Below are 15,741 nucleotides of genomic sequence, written 5' to 3'. Positions count from 1 at the left end.
TCTAGGCGACCTTCCATAGCCGCCGTGCTTCCTCGGCGATGATATGGGGATACTCCTCCGGGAAGAACAGCTTGGCTTCCGGAATTCGACGAATGCCCTCCACGCGCGGCAGGACCCGAGCCAGGTAATCCGGATTGTCCTTGGCGAAGATGCCGTCGCTCATGCCCCAGACGACGCGCACCGGGATGTCCAGCTTGCGCAAGCTCGCCTCGATCCCCGCCAGCGGATTGGGCTTCAGGCCCAGGGCGTAGCGGTTGGCCAGATCCTTGCGCTCGACCGATTGCAGGATGGGGCCGAGATACTGCTCGATCGCCGCGTCGGTCGGGTGCTCGGGGTTGGAGAAGCACATGCCGCCCAGGCCGTCGGGCGCGCGGGCCTTGGCCTTGTCCTTCAGCCACGGGGCCAGCCAAGCGTCGGGCCAGATGCCCATTTCGGCCAGCTCGAACACCGGCTTCAGGGCCGGCGGCGGACTGTCGGGCTCGACGTCGCAATTGGTTAGCAGCAGCGAGCGCACCCGCTGGGGATGACGAATGGCCAGCAGCTGGGCGACCGCGCCGCCGCTGTCGTTGGCGACCAGGTCCACGGTGTCGACCGATAGGGCGTCCAGAAAGGCGATCAGCATCTTCACCTGGTCGTCCGGCGTCACCGACTTGCCGGGCAGAACCTCGGTGAAGCCCAGGCCCATGGAGTCGGGCGCCAAGCAGCGGCGGACCTTCGACAGGCGGTCGATGGCTCCGCGCCACTGGAAGCCGCTCAGCGGAAAGCCGTGCAGGAACAGCGCCGTAGGGCCGGTTCCTCGATCGATATAGGCTGTGCGCCCATAGGGCGTGGCCTGGAAGCGGCGTTCGCGGGTCCAGCGCTCGGCTGCGTCGGCGTCATCTTCGGCGTCGGAGCCGTGGGCGCGGGCGACGCCGCCCAGCAGGGCGGTGGCGGCTAGGCCCGTCGAGGCGATCAGCCAGCGGCGGCGAGTCATATCGGGGCGCATCGGGCTCACGCCTCCGGACCGGCGATGGCCGTCTGAGCCTCGCCCAGCAACGCGGCGCAGGCCTGGCAGCAGACCTCGACGGTCCGGCCGCCGATGGTCACAGTGATGGCGTCGCTCTCCAGCTCGCAGTCGCAGGCGGCGCAGGTCTTGGGGTCCATGGGAGGATCTCCTGTCTTGGTGTTTTTGGGTGTTCGTTGGGATGAGAAGGACCACGTCCGGGGCCCGCGCCGCTGTCAGGATCTTTAGCGATCGCCCAGGCTGAGGCTGGAAAACACGGTCTCGAAATCGACCTCGGCGTCGGCGGTCAGGGGGCGGGTCCAGACCACGGTCAGCAGCCAGGCGCCGTGCGGCGGGACCTGGAAGCGGGCGCGGCCGGCGGCGTCGGTGCGATGGATCTCGACCGGCTCGGCGTCGTGGGCCAGATCCGTCAGCTTGACCAAGGCTCCGGCCAGCGGGCGGCCGTGCTGGTAGACGCGCACCGGCAGCTCAGGTGATCGGCCCGGCGCATAGGGATCTGCTTCGGGCGCGATCTCCAGCGGCAGATCCAAAGGCGTTAGGCTGGCCGCCGTTCCGCCGGCCCCAACCTGGACGATGGCCTTGGCGACGCGGCTATAGCGCTCGGAGCCATCGGCAGCCTCGCGGCCCTGACGGCGACGAGCCTCCTGGGCGGGTGTCAGGCCCTCGGCCTCAAGGTGCAGGTTGAAGCGATCGGCCGGCAAGTGACTCTCGGCGTGGTCGTCGGTCGTCAGCAGCACGACGTACTGACCGGGCGCGGAGAGGCGAAGGCGGCCGTCCTCGTCCGGTTCTCCCGGATGCAGGTCACCGGTCAGGTCCAGTCGCCCCTCGGGCCCGACCGCTTCGAAGCTGACGATGCGGTCCTTGCGGATCGGAGAGCGTTGGCGGGCGCCGCCGTGGCCGACCTGCAGGGTCAGGGGGATGGTCGCGCCGGCGGCGACCTGAAAAGCCTGGGGCTGCAGCCAGAAGTCGTGGGCGAGGACCGGTGGCGCGGCCAGGCAGAAGGCCAGGGCGGCGAGGCCAGAAGGGAGGCGAACGCGCATCGGTCAGGACTTCGGCGGCGACAGGAAGGGGAAGGCGGCGTCCGAGACCGGCTGCTCGTCTTGGCTCAGGCCGTCATCGATGCTGGTGTTGGTCCCGTCGACCAGCAGCGAGCGGTAGACGTTGACGGCGCTGTAGCTGGGCGCGCGACCACCGCAGTCGCCGCTGGTCGGCCGACGGGCCAACGTCGCCATCTCGACCGCGAACAGCTGGGCGCAGGTTCTCGATCCGCTGTTCACCCATTGGCGATCGTCGGCCAGCAGTCGGGCCAGGGCCAGGTAGCGATGGGCGTCAATCTTAGGCGCGGCCAGCAACTGGTTGCCGCACTGGCCGTCGAAGCCGTCGTAGAGCGCCAGGCCCTTCTCGATTTCGGCGACGAATTGCGCGCCGTCGGCCGGCGTGGCGGCGTTGTAGGCCTCCTTCATCCGGTCCTGCTCGGCGTCGCTGGCGATCGTGCCCAAGAGGGCGTTGCCGGTTAGCGGCCGGGCGGCGCGGTCGATCTGGCGCTGGCTGGAAGTGGTGCTGGCCCAGACGGCCAGGATCGGCCCGCCTTTGGCGACGGCCTTCAGCTCGACCTGGACGACGATCGAGGCCGGGGTCCAGCCGGCGAGCAGGTTCTGGGCCGGGCCGCCCTTCGTGTGGCTCCACTCGTGGCGGATCGACGCGACGGTGGCGGCGTCGAAGGTCGGGCAGCCCGCGATGTCGACAGGCGCGCCGGCCTTCAGGCCGGCGGCCGCGACGTCATAGGCCGCGCGCGTACCGCGCACGTTGTTGAAGAACGGATCATCCCGAAGGCCAGCGAAAACGCGGAATTGGCCATGTCGGCTGCGCAGACCCTCGGGCGTCTCGGCAGCGCCCCGCGCGACGTCCTCGCCGAGGTGGCAGTCGGCCTGGCCTGGGCTCGGGAATCGGCAAGCGATGGTGACGCTGACCGTCGTGGCTCCGAACCGCTGGCCGCTGTCGATATGGAAGGCGTAGGTCAGGCGGTCCGAGAAGCCGTGCCCGACGATCGGCATGACCAGGTTCAGGTGGCGGCCGTCCGGCGCTGTCCAGGCGTAGAGGTCGCCGATGTCGGCGCGGGCGTCGGCGATGACGCTGGGCGTGTCGAGATGGTCCGAGGCGGCGGCGTGGCCGGCCGACAGGACGAAGCTGGCGAGGGCGGCGGTAGTCCAGAGGGAGGGGCGCATGGCGATCCGGCGGGTTGCTGACCCGCCTGATAGGCCTCAGGCGACCGCCGCTTCGCTGTCGGATTCTTTAGCGATCGACGTGGGCGAGCGCGTCGCGCGCCACAGGATCAGGCCGATCCCGCCCAAGGTCAGCTCGCGCAGGCGGCGCAGCAGCGACAGCGCCAGGGCCTGGTCGGGCGTCAGGCCCAGGGCCCCGCCCAGCAGCAGATAACCGCCTTCCTGCACGCCCAGGGCTCCAGGGATGGCGAAGCCGACGACCTTGGCCGTCTGAGCCAGGCCCTCGACGATCAGGGCCTGCAACAGGGTGGGGTTCAGGCCCAGGGCCCACATCGAGACATAGGTCTCGAACGCGCCGCCGATCCAGGCGGCCATATGCCAGGCCCAGGAGGCGAAAAGATTGGCGCGCTGGCGGCCGATGCCGCGAAAGGCCTCGCCCAGCTCGCCGACCCGGCTGGCGGCGGCGGTCCAGCGTTGCGAGAACTGGCCCAGACGCCGGCCTACGCCAGCCTTGTGGGCGACGAACAGCGACAGAGCGATCGCGGCGACCAGAACGATCAGGGCCAGTCCGGCTTGCGCCGGGCGCGGGTCGTGCAGGGTGACCATCGCCACGACCAGGCTGGTCAGGACGAACAGCACCAGGCCCACCATGCCTGCCAGCACGTCGACGACACAACTGGCGGTGGCCTCCGCCTGGGTCAGGCCGTTGCGAACGGAAAGCTTGGCCCGTACGACGTCACCGCCGACCTGGGCGACCGGGAGCAGGGCGTTGACGGCCTCCTTGACCAGGCGGAGGCGGAACAGGAAGTCCAAGGGTGGACGTCGATCCGGCGGCAACAGCACCTGCCAACCGATCGTGGCCAACAGGGTGACGGGCAGATGGGCGGCCACGATCAGGATCGCTTGCCAGCCGACCCGCTGCACGATCTCGCGTAGCGCCCCCACGCCGTGGGTGGCCAACAGGAGCGCCAGCAGGGCGACGCCGGCCGTCAGCAGCCAGCCTCGCCAAGATGGTCGCCCGGTCTTCTTCATGCCGCCGAGCGCACGCGCTGGACAGGCGCCGCGCCCAGCTCGCGATAGACGTCCAGCACGGACGAACAGATCGTGTTCCAGTCGTAGCGGGCGCTGGACAGCCGCGCAGCGCGGCCTAGTCGCAGGCGGCGCATCGGCTCGGCGACCAGGCTCTGGATCGCGCCGGCATAGGCCTTGGCGTCCGCGCCTTCGATCAGCACGCCGTCCAGACCGCCGGTGATCAGGGCGCTGGTGCTGGGCGCGCGCGGGCACAGCACGGCCAGACCGGCCGCCATGCCCTCGAGGCTGGCATTGCCGAAGGCTTCGGTCAGGCTGGGGTTGAACAGGATGTCGGCGCTGGACACCGCGCGGCCCAAGGCCTCGCCGTTAAGATGGCCGGTGAAGATCGCCTCGGGCAGCTTGGCCTCCAGGAATGCGCGGGCGGGACCCTCGCCGATGATCAGCGGGCGGATCGGCTGATCGCGTAGACGGACCATGGTCTCGGCCAGGACGTCCAGGCCCTTTTCCATGACCAGCCGGCCGAGGAAGGCGACGACGACCTCGTGGTCGGCGACGCCCAGCGACCGGCGCCAGGCCGTGTCTCGCCGCGCCGGAGAGAACCGCTCGCGATCGACGCCGCGACCCCAGACCCGGACGCGCTCGCCCAGACCCTGTTCGCGCAAAAGGTCGGCGATCGGCGCGTTGGGCGCCAAGACCCGGTCGCAGCCGCGATAGAACCGGTCCAGATAACGCTCGGCGCTCGGCCGCAGCCAGTCGAGGCCGTAATACGACAGATAGGTCTCGAACCGCGTGTGCAGGCTGGCGACCACCGGCAGGCCCTGGTTGCGGCCCCAGCGGCCGGCCTGAGCGCCCAAGAGGTCGGGTGCGGAGAGGTGGATGGCTGTCGGCTGGAACCGGTCGAGATCGGCGCGCAGGGCGCGGGTCAGGCCCAGGGCTAGCCGGTACTCGTGGCGCCCGGGGATCGCCACCGACGGCGCCGAGACGAGTTGGCCGGCGGGCTCGAAGGCGGGCGTGTCGGTCGTAGGCGAGTAGACTCGCACCTGGGCGCCCGCATCGATCATGTAGGCCGCGAGCCGGTTCAGGGCCTGGTTCGAGCCGTCGCGCGTGTAGTTGTAGTTGCCGGAGAACAACGCCAGCCGCAGGCCTTCGGCGGGTTTTTCCTCAGCGGGCTGACAATTGAATCTTTCCGCGAGCTGCACGACGCCTCCGTTGGTTACTGTCGAGGCCCCCGCCAATCCTCCGTATGACAATGGCCATATGGGAGAACGGTTCAGTTTCCGGAAGGGGGCGACCCGGTCGATGGAGGGACAATCCTCAGGTCAAGCTGAACCCAAGCTGAACCGTGGGTAGCGTCGGTCTCGGGGGCGCTCAGGGGCTCGTCACCGTCACCCTTGGGACGCGTTTTCCCGAAAAAGCGCCGGCGGGGGGTTGCGCCGCGACGCCATGACCGGTTTTGAAACGCCGAGCGCCCTTGCCGCGAGGCGGGTTCGTGCTCAGTTATGCGCGCGCGGCCGCCAAGCGCGTGGTCCAACGATTCCTACGGGGCGAAGACGCCCCGAACCCAGCGAGATTTCGAAACGTCATGCAGCCGGTCAAGACCCTCATCCTCAGCGCCGGCCAGGGCAAGCGGCTGTCGCCGCTGACCGACGATCGCCCCAAGTGCCTGGTCGAACTGGCCGGACGTTCGGTGCTGGAGTGGCAGCTGCGTCACCTGCATCAGGCGGGCGTCACCGAGGCGGTGGTCGTCACCGGCTTCCGCAGCGACCTGGTCGAGGCCGAGGTGGCGCGTCTGAGTTTGCCGGGCATGAGCGTCCGCACGCTCTACAATCCGTTCTACAGCGTGACCGACAATCTCGCGACCTGCTGGCTGGCGCGCGAGGAGATGCGCGGCGGGCCGTTCATGATCCTCAACGGCGACACCTTATTCGAGCCGGCGATCGCCGAGCGCCTGATCAGCGCGCCCTCCGCGCCGATCACCGTGACGGTCGACCGCAAGAGCTCGTACGACGCCGACGACATGAAGGTGCTGACCGACGGCGACGCCCTGCGCGCCATCGGCAAGACCATCACGCAATATGACGCCGAGTCGATCGGCTTCCTGCGCTTCGACGCCGAGGGCGCGGCGCTGTTCATCAGCACGCTGGAAGCGATCATGCGCACGCCGGAAGGCTTAAAGCGCTGGTATCTCAGCGTGATCAACGAGATCGCCCAGAACCACGACGCCGTGCGCGTGCGCTCGATCGAGGGGTTGGATTGGGCCGAGATGGACTTCCCGGAAGACCTGGTCGGCAACCGCGCCCTGACCGAGGCTTGGGCGGCGAAGGAAGCGGTTTCGGCCTAGGCTTCCCCCACCAGCTCCCGCACCAGATCCAGATCCGACGGTTTATCGACGTCCACGGCGGCCAGGCCGTCGTGGGCGCGCACGGCCGCGGCCTTGACGCCGGCCAGYTTGCCCAGGCGCGCCACGGCCTGATCCAGCGTCAGCAGCCCAAGCACATAGCGGAGCAGGAAGCTCGGCCCCAGCATGGCGGCGATCTTCCACGGCTGCTTGCGCAAGGCCTCGACCTTGCGCCACAGCTGGACCACGCCCATCGCCCGCTCGTCGCGCAACAGGAACAGGTTGCAGCCGGAATAGCGGCCATCCTGGAACTTCAGATAGGTTCGCTTGGTCTGGGGCGCGGCTTCGCGCACGCGGTCCTCGGGGGCCAGCAGCACAGCGACGTCGGCCCAGTCGGGCGTGTCGGCCAGGAACTGGGTGATCCACTCGGGCTTGAGCAGGGCGTGGTCGACCGTGGTCACCACCAGCGGGAAGCCCAATACGCCCGCGCCTTCGGCGACGCTCTGGCTTGGCCCGGCGGCGGGCGGCAAGAGGACGGCCTTGGAACTCACCAGCGCCGCGCGGATCGCCTCGTCATTGGCCGAGACGCCGATCGTGGCCGCGCCGGCGGTCTCGACCGCGCCCAGAACCCGCGCCAGCAAGGTCTGTCCTTGCAGCACGATCAGGCCCTTGTGGGCGACCCCCGCATAGGCGGCGGCCGGATCGACCTCGCCGCCGCGCGAACCGGCCAGGATCAGCGCCTTGAAGTGGCTGATCACAGGGCCTTCTCGTAGATCCGATAGGTCTTGTAGTGCGTGCCGCCGACGTTCTCGGCGATGTGGCACATGGCCGTATTGTCCTCGAGCACCCACGAGATCTCGAAGCGGTTGTAACCCAGGCCAATGGCGCTATCGCGGCTGGCCTTCATCATCCAGAACGGCAGCATGCGGCCGCGCTGGGTGGTCGAGAACTTGCGTTTGACGCCCATCAGCGGAATGCGGGCCGACTTCACGCCCTTGACCTTCAGTCGCCACAGCAGCTTGGCCCAGCCGAACGGCAGCAGCTTGCCCTTCAGGTCGGCGATCGCCTCGTTGACGTTGGGCAGGAAGACCACGACGCCCGCCGCCTCGCCGTCGATCTCGGCGAACCAGATCAGGCGCTTGTCGATCACCTGCTTCAGGGCCTTGCCCAACTGGCGGGTCTCGGCCTCGGTGGTGGCGGTGAAGCCCCAGTTGTCCTTCCAGGCGTCGTTGAGGATGTCCGTCAAGGTTTGGACCTCCTCGTCGTAGCGCTTCATGTCCAGTTGGCGCAGCACGACGCCCGAGGGCAGGCCGCGCTTGACGCGGCGCAGGGCGATCTCGGGGATGTCTCCGGTCTCGTCGGCCCTGTAGGCGAAGACGTCGCGGGCCTTGGCGTAGCGCTGCTCCTCGACCCGCTTGCCGGTATAGGCAGGGTCGTGGCCCATCAGGATCATCGGCGGCGTATCGAAGCCGTGGACCAGCAGGCCGACCTCTTCGTTGATCGACAGGTTGAACGGGCCGACCACGTGGGTGCGGCCGCGCGCGCGCAGCCAGTCCTCGGCGGCGCGGAACAGGATCTGAAACACCGCCGCGTCATCCTCGGCGGCGATCATGCCGAAGTGGCCGTCCAGGCGGCCCGGCGCGGGCTGCGGGGTCAGCTGGTCGATCTGGGCGCTGATCCGGCCGACGTCGCGACCGCCGCGCGTGGCGATGAACAGCTGAACCTCGGCGTGGTCGAAGAAGGGGTTGGTCTTCGGCGACAGAGCCTCGATCCGCTCCATGGTCAGCGGCGTGATCCAGTTGGGATCCTTGGCGTTGAGACGCGCGGGCAGGGCGATGAATCGCTTCAGCTCCTCGGCGGTCTTGACCGGGATGACCGAGAGGTCGGCGTTCGTGGAGTCGAAAGGCATCACCCCTCCAGGGCCAAGAAGGTTCGGGCGGCGAGGGCGCCGAAGATCGCGGGAGCGGCCCAGACGGCCAGGATGGGGGACAGGGCGCCGGACTCGCCAAGCGCGGTCAGCATGCCATTGGTCACCAGGAACATGAGGCCGGCCGCCAGGCCCGCCGTGAGCAGGACGGCGCCTTGGCCACTGCGGAAATTGGCCAGCGCCACGGGAGCGCTGAGCAGCAGCATGACCAGCGACACGAAAGGACTGGCGAAGGCTGCTTGCAGATGCGTGGCGTAGAAGCTCTCCGGGCGGTCCGAGCCGCCGTTCTGCAGCGCCCGGCGGGCCGAGGCGGCGGTGGGCACGCCATCGTCGCCGAACAGGCCCTGCACGTCTTGCGGTCGCAGGGCCGTTGGCCAGGTGGTCAAGGCCGCCGTCGAAACCCGGGCCAGGTCGCCGGTGAAGCGGGTGGTCTTCGGCTGCTCCAGCGCCCAGGCTCCGCCCTTGTAGTGCGCCCGGGCGGCCTCGACCTTTTCGATCAGGATGCCCTTGGTGTCGCGGCGGAAGACGGTGACGCCCGTCATGTCGCGACCGTCCGCCGAGGCGCTGGCGGCCATGACGAGGTCGGTCCCAGCGCGGAACGTGCGTGGGGCGGGGACCTTGCGTTCGGCGATCGGCGTCGTGTTCTTCCACCACTCGGCCAGGGTCGGGTCAGCGCGCGGGGCAAGCACCTGGCTGCAGAGGACGTCCAGCAGCATGACCGCGACGGCCGCCGGAATGGCCATGCCGACGATGCGATAGCCGGAAATACCGCTGGCGCGCATGGCCACCACGGCGCTTTCGCGGGCCAGCTGTGAGAAGGCGAACAGGCCGCCGGCCAGCACCGCGATCGGGGCGACCTGCTCGAACAGACGCGGCATGCGCAGGGCGGCGTAATAGGCCACGCCCGCGACACCAAGGCCCCGCTCGAGGATGTCCGGGGTGACGTCCAGCAGGTCCAGCATCTGCAGGATGGACATCAGGATCACGGCCGCGACGAGGATGCGGCTGGCGGCCGTCCGCAGGACGTAGAGCTGCAGCTTCATGCGGGACGCCGCTTCTTCGGTTTCGGCAGGGCGCGGATAAAGCGCGCGACCAGGTTGTTGATGCGGCGAACCAGGCGCGAGACCGGCGTATCGCCGGGGCGCGTGCGGCTGCCGACGAACAGCCAGACGGCCAGGGAGGCGAACACCGTGAAGGGAACCCAGATCGCCGGGAACGGCGGGACCATGCCGACCTTGGCCATGCCCTGGCCCAGCAGCAGCGAGTGTTGGAAGGCCAACAACAGCAGGCCGGCCATCACCAGGCCCGGACCTCGGTTGCCGCGCTTGGACGCCAAGCCGAAGGGGAAGGCCAGCAGCGGCAGGAACGGCAGGAAGATGGCCCGCGCCCAGCGGCCGTAGAGCTCGCTGAGCAGGGTGGCCTTGGAGACGACGGGGTGGGGCGACTTGGCCTGCCGCGCCAGTTCGCCGAGCGTCAGTTCGCGCTCGTCGCCGCCTCGATTGCGCAGCAGCACCGCGGCGGCGGATAGAGGCGTCTGGGTGGTCAGGCTGTCGAAGGCCAGGTTGCGATAGGCGCCGGCGGCGTCGTGCGCGATGCGGCGGCCGTCGCGCAGGTCCATGGTGATGGTCTTGCCGCCAGGGTCCATTTTAAGGTCGGCCGAGGCGGCGGTGATGATCTCCTCCTGGCCCCGCGTGTCCAGGCGGCGGATGAAGACGCGGGTCAGGCGTTGGCCGGCGACGTCGGCGCTGTCGGCGGTCAGCAGCGAGCCCTTGTCGTCGATGAAGGCGCCGCCCGCCAGGCGTCCGTTCCAGCCGGCGTTGATCGCCGCGTGCATGACCGCGCGAAAGGTGTAGCGGCTGTAGGGCTGCATGTAGCCGAAGACGACCACGCTGAAGATGCTGAGGAGCACGCCGACCACCAGGAATGGCGCGGCGATCCGCTCCAGTGACTGGCCGCTGGCGAGTAGGGCGTCGATCTCCGAGCCGTCAGACAGCTTCGCGATGACGATGAACAGCGCCACGAAGAACGCGACCGGCAGCGCCAGGCCGATGTAGTGCGGCACCAGATTGACGGCTAATTGCGAGACGTAGCCGAAGCGGGCGCTGCTCTGCGACAGCACGTCCAGCAGGCGCAGGGTGCGTTCCAGCAACAGGGCCACGACCGTGACGCCCAAGCAGCCGACCAGCGGCCAGACCAGCAGGCGCAGCAGATAGCGGTCGATCAGGCGAAGGCCGCCGGCTTGCAGATCCTTGGCGCTCACGCTTGAACCCAGGCTTGCGCGAAACGTTGGGCGAGGCGTTCGACGGCCTCCGGCGACAGGTCGACGGCCGCGCCCAAGGTCGGCGCGGCTGGCCAGCCGGCGTCCGGGAACGCCTGGCCGTCATGCTCGCGAGTCCCGGCGTAGCGGGGCAGCACGTGGAAGTGGACGTCCTTGTCGACCATCATCAGCATCAGGTAGTTGATCTTCTCGTAGTCGACTTGCGCCTTCAGTAAGCGTTCAATGCCGGCCACGGCGACTTGGAGGTCGGCGAAGGCGGCGGGACTCACATCGGAGAACGCCTGGACAGCTTCCTTGCACACCAGGACCAAAGACCCAAATGTCGGTTGCTTCGGACGGAGAAGAATCAGCCAGTGATCGGTTTCCGCGATCTTGGAACCGGGATAGCCGAACGCCAGGGCGGTGGGATTGGTCATGAGAAAGCCGGAACTTCGGGCTGATGTCGCCCGCGCGTAACAATAGGGATGCGGCCTTTTACATGAAAGCACGATCCGTTCTCGTCGGCGCGATGTTCGCGGTGTTCGCGATGGCGGGAATCGCTCGCGCCGAGGGCGCCGCTAGAGCGCTGACGGACAAGGAATGCGTGGGCCGCAAGACCGCGACGCGACTGAACGTCCAGGTGGGCGCCTTGCGCTCGAACGCGGGCGAGGTCGTCATCACGGTCTATTCGGGGGATCCCAGCCGTTTCATGGCGCCGCGCGGCAAGCTGGCCCGCCAGCGGGTCAAGACCTCGGCCCCGATGAGCCAAGCCTGCTTCTATCTGCCGTCGCCGTCCGACGCCTACGCCGTGTTCGTTTTTCACGACACCAATGGCGACAAGGAGCTGGATCGCAGCCCCGAGGGCATGCCGACGGAGGGCTACGGATTCTCCAACGACGCGCCGACCAAGTTTGGCCTGCCGTCGTTCGACGCGGTGCGCTTCGGCGTCAAGCCGGTGGGCGAGACGACGATCCGCATCAAGGTTCGCTACCCGCGCTGACGCTCAGGTCACGTCGACGAGGCTGTAGCGGCCCAATTCGGTGAGGCTGTCGCGGCCAGGCTCGATGCCGCGCGCCACGACCCTGGCGCGATAGCCGCCCGTGGGGCGCGGCTCGATCTCGATCGTGTGCCAACGAGCTGGCGAATGGCCGCTGGGCTTGGCTGAAGCGGAGGAAACCCCCAGCACCGGAATGGCCGAGCCGTTCGGACCGGGAACCGACCCCACGAGGGATTCGTGGGCGTGGCCGTGCAGCACGAGGTCCGCGCCCCTCAGAGCCAGAATGGTCCTGAGCGCCTCCTGGTCCTCCAAGGCCTTGCGCTTGGCCACAGCGCCCTTCTGCGGCGGGTGGTGCAGCACCACGATCCGGAAGAGGCCGGCATAGGCTGGATCGGCCAGCAGGGCGTCGAGGCGCTGCAACTGCTCTTCGCCCAGGCGGCCGGTGRCCAGGTGCGGTGCGGTGCGCACCGCCGAGCACAGGTTGAAGATCGCCGCCGGACCGCGCACCCGCACCTGGGGGAAGCTGGCCTCGCCGGCGTCGCCCAGCCAGGGGGTCCRGGTGGCGAAGCGTTCGCCTCCGCCAGGGCCGGCCAGGGCGTCATGATTGCCGGGGCTGACGGTGAAGTCCTGGGGCGAGCCCAAGGTTTCCAACCAGGCCCGCGCCGCCGCGATCTCCGTACGCGAAGCAAAGTTGGTGAGGTCGCCGCTGATCACCACATGATCGGGAGCGGCGGCCTTCAGGTCGGCGASCAGAGCCGCCAGCACCTCGGGCCGGTGAACCTCGCGCTTCTTTCGCCAGGCGATGCGGCTGAGGAGGCGCTTGGTGAAGATGTCCTTCCAGCCGAAAGCGCCACGCGGCGGCGGCAAGTGGGGATCGGACAGGTGCGCGATGCGGTATATGGACAAGACGGTTCGGGTCGTTCTGGTCGAAGCAGCCGAAGCTGCTTATCAATCGGCTCGGGTTACAAGGGGTATATCTGTCTTTGAGCGGTGAAATGCAAAACGGGCCTGGCCCCGGGACTGGCGGGGGGGCGCGCGCTCTGACGGTAGGCGAGGCCGGCGGGCGCATCTGGGGCATGAGCTCCAGCGAGCGCCTGTCGCGGATCTATCGCCGCCTGAGCCTGGCTGAGACGCCGGCGGTCGATCTGTCGAACCCCGTAGTGGCGGTCGACGCCGGCTGGGTGTTCGACGAGTCGTTGATCAAGGCCCTGGCGGGGCGCGAGGGCGCGGTGCTGGTCGACGAGACCGGTCGCGCCGTGGCTGTCCATGCGCCGGCCGAGCTGGCCTACGCCGCCAGCGAGTCGCTCGCCGCCGGACAGGATCCTTCGAGCCTGGATCCGCGCCTCACGCGTCTGACCGCGCTGGAGCTGGGCTCGGCCTACAACAGCGCCCTGCGCAAGCGTGAGCCGCCCGTGTTGGAGCGCCTGACGCCGAAAACGGTGCGCGCGGTCGAGAAGCGGCTGTTCCAGGGCTCGTACAAGGGCGTCACCGATCTGGTCACCAAATACGTCTGGCCGACGCCGGCGCGGATCGTGACCCGCTGGTGCGCCCTGGCGAAGATGACGCCCAACCAGGTGACCTTCATCGGCTTCCTGCTGACCCTGGCCGCCACCTGGCTGTTCTGGACCGGTCATTTCGGCTGGGGCCTGGTCTGCGCCTGGATCATGACCTTTCTCGACACGGTCGATGGCAAGCTGGCCCGGGTGACCTTGACCTCGTCCAAGTGGGGCAACGTCTTCGACCACGGCATCGACCTGCTGCATCCGCCGTTCTGGTGGTGGGCCTGGTTCGTCGGTGTCTATGCGGTCGGCCAGTCGATCCCCTATGCGGGTCTGAGCTTGGCGGTTGTCATCGGCGGCTACGTCGCCCAGCGGGTGGAGGAGGGGATCTTCCTGGCCCTGTTCAAGCTGGAGATGCACGCCTGGCGGCCGTTCGACAGCTTCTTCCGGCTGATCACGGCGCGCCGGAACCCCAATCTGATCCTGATGACCGCCTGCGTCCTCGCCGGACGGCCGGACGTCGGCTTCACCCTGGTGGCGATCTGGACCGCGGTGTGCTTGCTAGTGCACGCCGTCCAGATTCTACAGGGCTTGGCCGCGCCGAAGGGCTCCATCCAATCGTGGCTGTCGAAATGACGCGCATCGGGGTCGTCCGCAATCCGAAGAGCCATGGCAACCGGGCCCGCCCGCCGGGCCCCACGCCCGAAGGCGTGCGCCTGGTCGAGCCGTTCGGACGGGAGGCCCTGAGGACGGCGCTGGAGGATTTCGCTCGCGATGGCCTGGACCTGTTGATCATCGACGGCGGCGACGGCACGGTGCGCGACGTCATCAGTCTGCTGCCGCACACGTTCGGCGAGAACCTGCCGCTGCTGGCGGTGCTGCCGTCGGGCAAGACCAACGTCCTAGCCATCGACCTGGGCACGCCCAGGGACTGGCGGCTGGAGGAGGCCTTGATCGCCGCCCGCCGGGCCGAGCCCACGGTCAAGTCGCGGCCGCCGCTGCGAGTCAGCTGGGCCGATGGCAGGCCCTGTCTGCAGGGGTTCTTCTTCGGCATCGGGGCGTTGGTGAAGGCCACCAACCTGTCCCAGAAGGTCCACAAGGTCGGCTTCTTCCACAATCTCGCGGTGGTCGTGACGATCACCACGGCCAGCTTCGGCGCGCTGTTCGGCGGCGCGCGCGACGAATGGCGCGAAGGCGTGCCAGTCAAGCTCAGCTTGGATGGCGAGACTCAGCCTGGCGCGGAGCGGTTCGCGGTCGTCGCGACGGCGTTGAAGCGCTTGCCCTTTGGCCTCAAGCCCTTCGGGCCTCCGCGCGAGGGCTTGAAGCTGTTGGACGTCGACGCACCGCCCAGGCGCCTCTTCAAGGCGCTTCCACTGGTGCTGAGCGGCAGGGCGGAGCCGAAGCTTGAGGGCATGGGGTATCGCCGGCGCGACCCCAGCCTCGTCGGCCTGGGCGGCGGCGCGCCGTTCGTGCTGGACGGCGAGGTGTTCGAGGGTGGCGAGCTGACGATCGCCCTGGGGCCGTCGCTGAGGTTCCTGGTCGGATGAGCGGCCTTCGCGACCTGGTCGCGGCCGAGCTGTCCACGCCGACCCCCGCCCCGATCACCGCCTTCGCGGAACACCTGACGACGATCTTCCCGGGCGTCCAAGGGGTGCTGTTCTATGGCTCGATCTTGCGCACGGGCGATCTGTCGGGCGTGCTGGACTACTACGTCCTGACCGAGCGGCCGCCCGCGGGCTGGCGCGGTTTCTTCACCCGCATCCTGTGGCCGGACGTCAGCTATCACGAGCTGGAACATGGGGGGCGGGTCCTGCGGGCCAAGGTCGCCCTGATGACGCTTGGCCAGTTCCAGCGGGCGACGAGCGGGGCGGGGGCGGACACCACCATCTGGGCCCGCTTCGTCCAGCCCTGCGCCTTGGTCTGGGTCGCGCCCGGTGCGCGCGAGGCGGTGATCGACGCGGTGACCGACGCCTGCCGCACGGCGGCGCGCTTCGCCCAGGCCCTGGGGCCGGTCGGCGCTAGCCCTCACGCCCTGTGGACGGCGCTGTTCCAGGAAACCTATCAGGCCGAGCTGCGGGTCGAGAAGGCGGGGCGCGAGGTCTCGATCCTGACCTACGATCCTCAGCGCTACGATCACGTCATGGAAGCCGTCTGGCGCGACGAGGGCGCGGCGATGCCCGAGAGCGAGCGGGCGCGGCTGAGAAAGTCTTGGAGCCTGCGCAAGCTGGCCGGCAAGCCTTTGAACGTGGCGCGGCTGATCAAGGCCGCCTTCACCTTCCAGGGCGCGGCGCGATACGCCGCCTGGAAGATCCAGCGGCACACGGGCGTCCAGGTCGAGGTCACGCCTTGGCGGGAGCGGCATCCGATCCTGTCGGCGCCGGCGGTGCTGCTGAAGGTCTGGAAGAACCGGCGGCGAACGGCCTGATCGTCTGGATAAGCCGGCAAACAAAAACGCCCGGGCGCGAG

General features: G+C 68.8%; 17 protein-coding genes. 5 read left to right on the top strand and 12 right to left on the bottom strand.

Annotated features, from left to right (window positions below):
* Position 1: 1 nt before the first annotated feature.
* From AC1DSO_RS04415 to AC1DSO_RS04390, 6 genes are all read right to left on the bottom strand, one after another.
* Complete coding sequence (locus AC1DSO_RS04415; RefSeq protein ID WP_477067693.1) at positions 2 to 985, bottom strand: alpha/beta fold hydrolase; 984 nt, start codon at positions 983 to 985, stop codon at positions 2 to 4.
* A gap of 5 nt (positions 986 to 990) precedes the next feature.
* Positions 991 to 1,143, bottom strand: coding sequence for a hypothetical protein (locus AC1DSO_RS04410; protein ID WP_477067692.1), 153 nt, complete (start codon positions 1,141 to 1,143; stop codon positions 991 to 993).
* Between the two features lie 84 nt (positions 1,144 to 1,227).
* Positions 1,228 to 2,043 carry a DUF4198 domain-containing protein gene (locus AC1DSO_RS04405; RefSeq protein ID WP_477067691.1) on the bottom strand — a complete coding sequence of 272 codons (816 nt, stop codon included), beginning with the start codon at positions 2,041 to 2,043 and terminating at the stop codon, positions 1,228 to 1,230.
* Positions 2,044 to 2,046: 3 nt separating this feature from the next.
* Entirely contained in the window at positions 2,047 to 3,228 is a 1,182-nt protein-coding gene (locus AC1DSO_RS04400; RefSeq protein WP_477067690.1) for a DUF4331 family protein, read from the bottom strand.
* A 36-nt stretch (positions 3,229 to 3,264) separates the two neighbouring features.
* Complete coding sequence (locus tag AC1DSO_RS04395) at positions 3,265 to 4,257, bottom strand: flippase-like domain-containing protein (RefSeq protein ID WP_477067689.1); 993 nt, start codon at positions 4,255 to 4,257, stop codon at positions 3,265 to 3,267.
* Entirely contained in the window at positions 4,254 to 5,456 is a 1,203-nt protein-coding gene (locus AC1DSO_RS04390) for a glycosyltransferase family 4 protein (RefSeq protein ID WP_477067688.1), read from the bottom strand. The genes AC1DSO_RS04395 and AC1DSO_RS04390 overlap by 4 nt, the downstream gene beginning before the upstream one ends.
* A 383-nt stretch (positions 5,457 to 5,839) precedes the next feature.
* Here AC1DSO_RS04390 and AC1DSO_RS04385 point away from each other — a divergent pair, with 383 nt between their 5' ends.
* A complete protein-coding gene (locus tag AC1DSO_RS04385) occupies positions 5,840 to 6,598 on the top strand; it encodes a phosphocholine cytidylyltransferase family protein (RefSeq protein ID WP_477067687.1) in 759 nt (252 codons plus the stop codon).
* Here AC1DSO_RS04385 and AC1DSO_RS04380 read toward each other — a convergent pair.
* From AC1DSO_RS04380 to AC1DSO_RS04360, 5 genes are read right to left on the bottom strand one after another with little or no spacing between them, the layout of a single operon-like run.
* Entirely contained in the window at positions 6,595 to 7,446 is an 852-nt protein-coding gene (locus AC1DSO_RS04380; protein ID WP_477067686.1) for a nucleotidyltransferase family protein, read from the bottom strand. The two genes, AC1DSO_RS04385 and AC1DSO_RS04380, sit on opposite strands and share 4 nt — an antisense overlap.
* On the bottom strand, positions 7,350 to 8,504 hold the full coding sequence (bcerS, locus tag AC1DSO_RS04375) for a ceramide synthase (RefSeq protein WP_477067685.1): 1,155 nt from the start codon (positions 8,502 to 8,504) through the stop codon (positions 7,350 to 7,352). Before bcerS ends, AC1DSO_RS04380 begins: the two co-directional genes overlap by 97 nt.
* Positions 8,504 to 9,565, bottom strand: a complete 1,062-nt coding sequence (locus AC1DSO_RS04370) for an LptF/LptG family permease (RefSeq protein ID WP_477067684.1) — start codon at positions 9,563 to 9,565, stop codon at positions 8,504 to 8,506. Before AC1DSO_RS04370 ends, bcerS begins: the two co-directional genes overlap by 1 nt.
* A complete protein-coding gene (locus tag AC1DSO_RS04365; RefSeq protein WP_477067683.1) occupies positions 9,562 to 10,782 on the bottom strand; it encodes an LptF/LptG family permease in 1,221 nt (406 codons plus the stop codon). The genes AC1DSO_RS04370 and AC1DSO_RS04365 overlap by 4 nt, the downstream gene beginning before the upstream one ends.
* Positions 10,779 to 11,216, bottom strand: a complete 438-nt coding sequence (locus AC1DSO_RS04360; RefSeq protein WP_477067682.1) for an HIT family protein — start codon at positions 11,214 to 11,216, stop codon at positions 10,779 to 10,781. The genes AC1DSO_RS04365 and AC1DSO_RS04360 overlap by 4 nt, the downstream gene beginning before the upstream one ends.
* A gap of 62 nt (positions 11,217 to 11,278) precedes the next feature.
* On the opposite strand from AC1DSO_RS04360, the gene AC1DSO_RS04355 reads away from it, so the two are divergent.
* On the top strand, positions 11,279 to 11,779 hold the full coding sequence (locus AC1DSO_RS04355; RefSeq protein WP_477067681.1) for a DUF2141 domain-containing protein: 501 nt from the start codon (positions 11,279 to 11,281) through the stop codon (positions 11,777 to 11,779).
* A gap of 3 nt (positions 11,780 to 11,782) precedes the next feature.
* Here the strand turns inward: AC1DSO_RS04355 and AC1DSO_RS04350 are convergent, their stop codons facing one another.
* Positions 11,783 to 12,682 (bottom strand): metallophosphoesterase family protein, encoded by a 900-nt coding sequence (locus AC1DSO_RS04350; RefSeq protein ID WP_477067680.1) that lies wholly within the window; start codon positions 12,680 to 12,682, stop codon positions 11,783 to 11,785.
* 77 nt (positions 12,683 to 12,759) lie between these two features.
* Between AC1DSO_RS04350 and AC1DSO_RS04345 the strand changes: the two genes are divergently transcribed.
* Genes AC1DSO_RS04345 through AC1DSO_RS04335 form a run of 3 tightly spaced genes read left to right on the top strand, consistent with a single transcriptional unit; the run spans position 12,760 to position 15,700 of the window.
* Positions 12,760 to 13,911 (top strand): CDP-alcohol phosphatidyltransferase family protein, encoded by a 1,152-nt coding sequence (locus AC1DSO_RS04345; protein ID WP_477067679.1) that lies wholly within the window; start codon positions 12,760 to 12,762, stop codon positions 13,909 to 13,911.
* Positions 13,830 to 14,822 carry a diacylglycerol/lipid kinase family protein gene (locus tag AC1DSO_RS04340; protein WP_477067678.1) on the top strand — a complete coding sequence of 331 codons (993 nt, stop codon included), beginning with the start codon at positions 13,830 to 13,832 and terminating at the stop codon, positions 14,820 to 14,822. The genes AC1DSO_RS04345 and AC1DSO_RS04340 overlap by 82 nt, the downstream gene beginning before the upstream one ends.
* Positions 14,819 to 15,700 (top strand): hypothetical protein, encoded by an 882-nt coding sequence (locus AC1DSO_RS04335; protein ID WP_477067677.1) that lies wholly within the window; start codon positions 14,819 to 14,821, stop codon positions 15,698 to 15,700. Before AC1DSO_RS04340 ends, AC1DSO_RS04335 begins: the two co-directional genes overlap by 4 nt.
* Positions 15,701 to 15,741: the final 41 nt, after the last annotated feature.

It is taken from the genome of Caulobacter sp. P4_E5 (assembly GCF_056401555.1).
Note: the sequence above shows the minus strand (reverse complement) of the source record. Positions and strands in the feature narration are given on the sequence as shown.

What these genes read in the sequence shown, in the direction of transcription:
- bcerS (WP_477067685.1), bottom strand. Translation starts at nt 8,504, where the DNA reads ATGCCTTTCGACTCCACGAACGCCGACCTCTCGGTCATCCCGGTCAAG.
- AC1DSO_RS04405 (WP_477067691.1), bottom strand. Translation starts at nt 2,043, where the DNA reads ATGCGCGTTCGCCTCCCTTCTGGCCTCGCCGCCCTGGCCTTCTGCCTG.
- AC1DSO_RS04355 (WP_477067681.1), top strand. Translation starts at nt 11,279, where the DNA reads ATGAAAGCACGATCCGTTCTCGTCGGCGCGATGTTCGCGGTGTTCGCG.
- AC1DSO_RS04360 (WP_477067682.1), bottom strand. Translation starts at nt 11,216, where the DNA reads ATGACCAATCCCACCGCCCTGGCGTTCGGCTATCCCGGTTCCAAGATC.
- AC1DSO_RS04370 (WP_477067684.1), bottom strand. Translation starts at nt 9,565, where the DNA reads ATGAAGCTGCAGCTCTACGTCCTGCGGACGGCCGCCAGCCGCATCCTC.
- AC1DSO_RS04335 (WP_477067677.1), top strand. Translation starts at nt 14,819, where the DNA reads ATGAGCGGCCTTCGCGACCTGGTCGCGGCCGAGCTGTCCACGCCGACC.
- AC1DSO_RS04385 (WP_477067687.1), top strand. Translation starts at nt 5,840, where the DNA reads ATGCAGCCGGTCAAGACCCTCATCCTCAGCGCCGGCCAGGGCAAGCGG.
- AC1DSO_RS04415 (WP_477067693.1), bottom strand. Translation starts at nt 985, where the DNA reads ATGCGCCCCGATATGACTCGCCGCCGCTGGCTGATCGCCTCGACGGGC.
- AC1DSO_RS04410 (WP_477067692.1), bottom strand. Translation starts at nt 1,143, where the DNA reads ATGGACCCCAAGACCTGCGCCGCCTGCGACTGCGAGCTGGAGAGCGAC.
- AC1DSO_RS04395 (WP_477067689.1), bottom strand. Translation starts at nt 4,257, where the DNA reads ATGAAGAAGACCGGGCGACCATCTTGGCGAGGCTGGCTGCTGACGGCC.
- AC1DSO_RS04400 (WP_477067690.1), bottom strand. Translation starts at nt 3,228, where the DNA reads ATGCGCCCCTCCCTCTGGACTACCGCCGCCCTCGCCAGCTTCGTCCTG.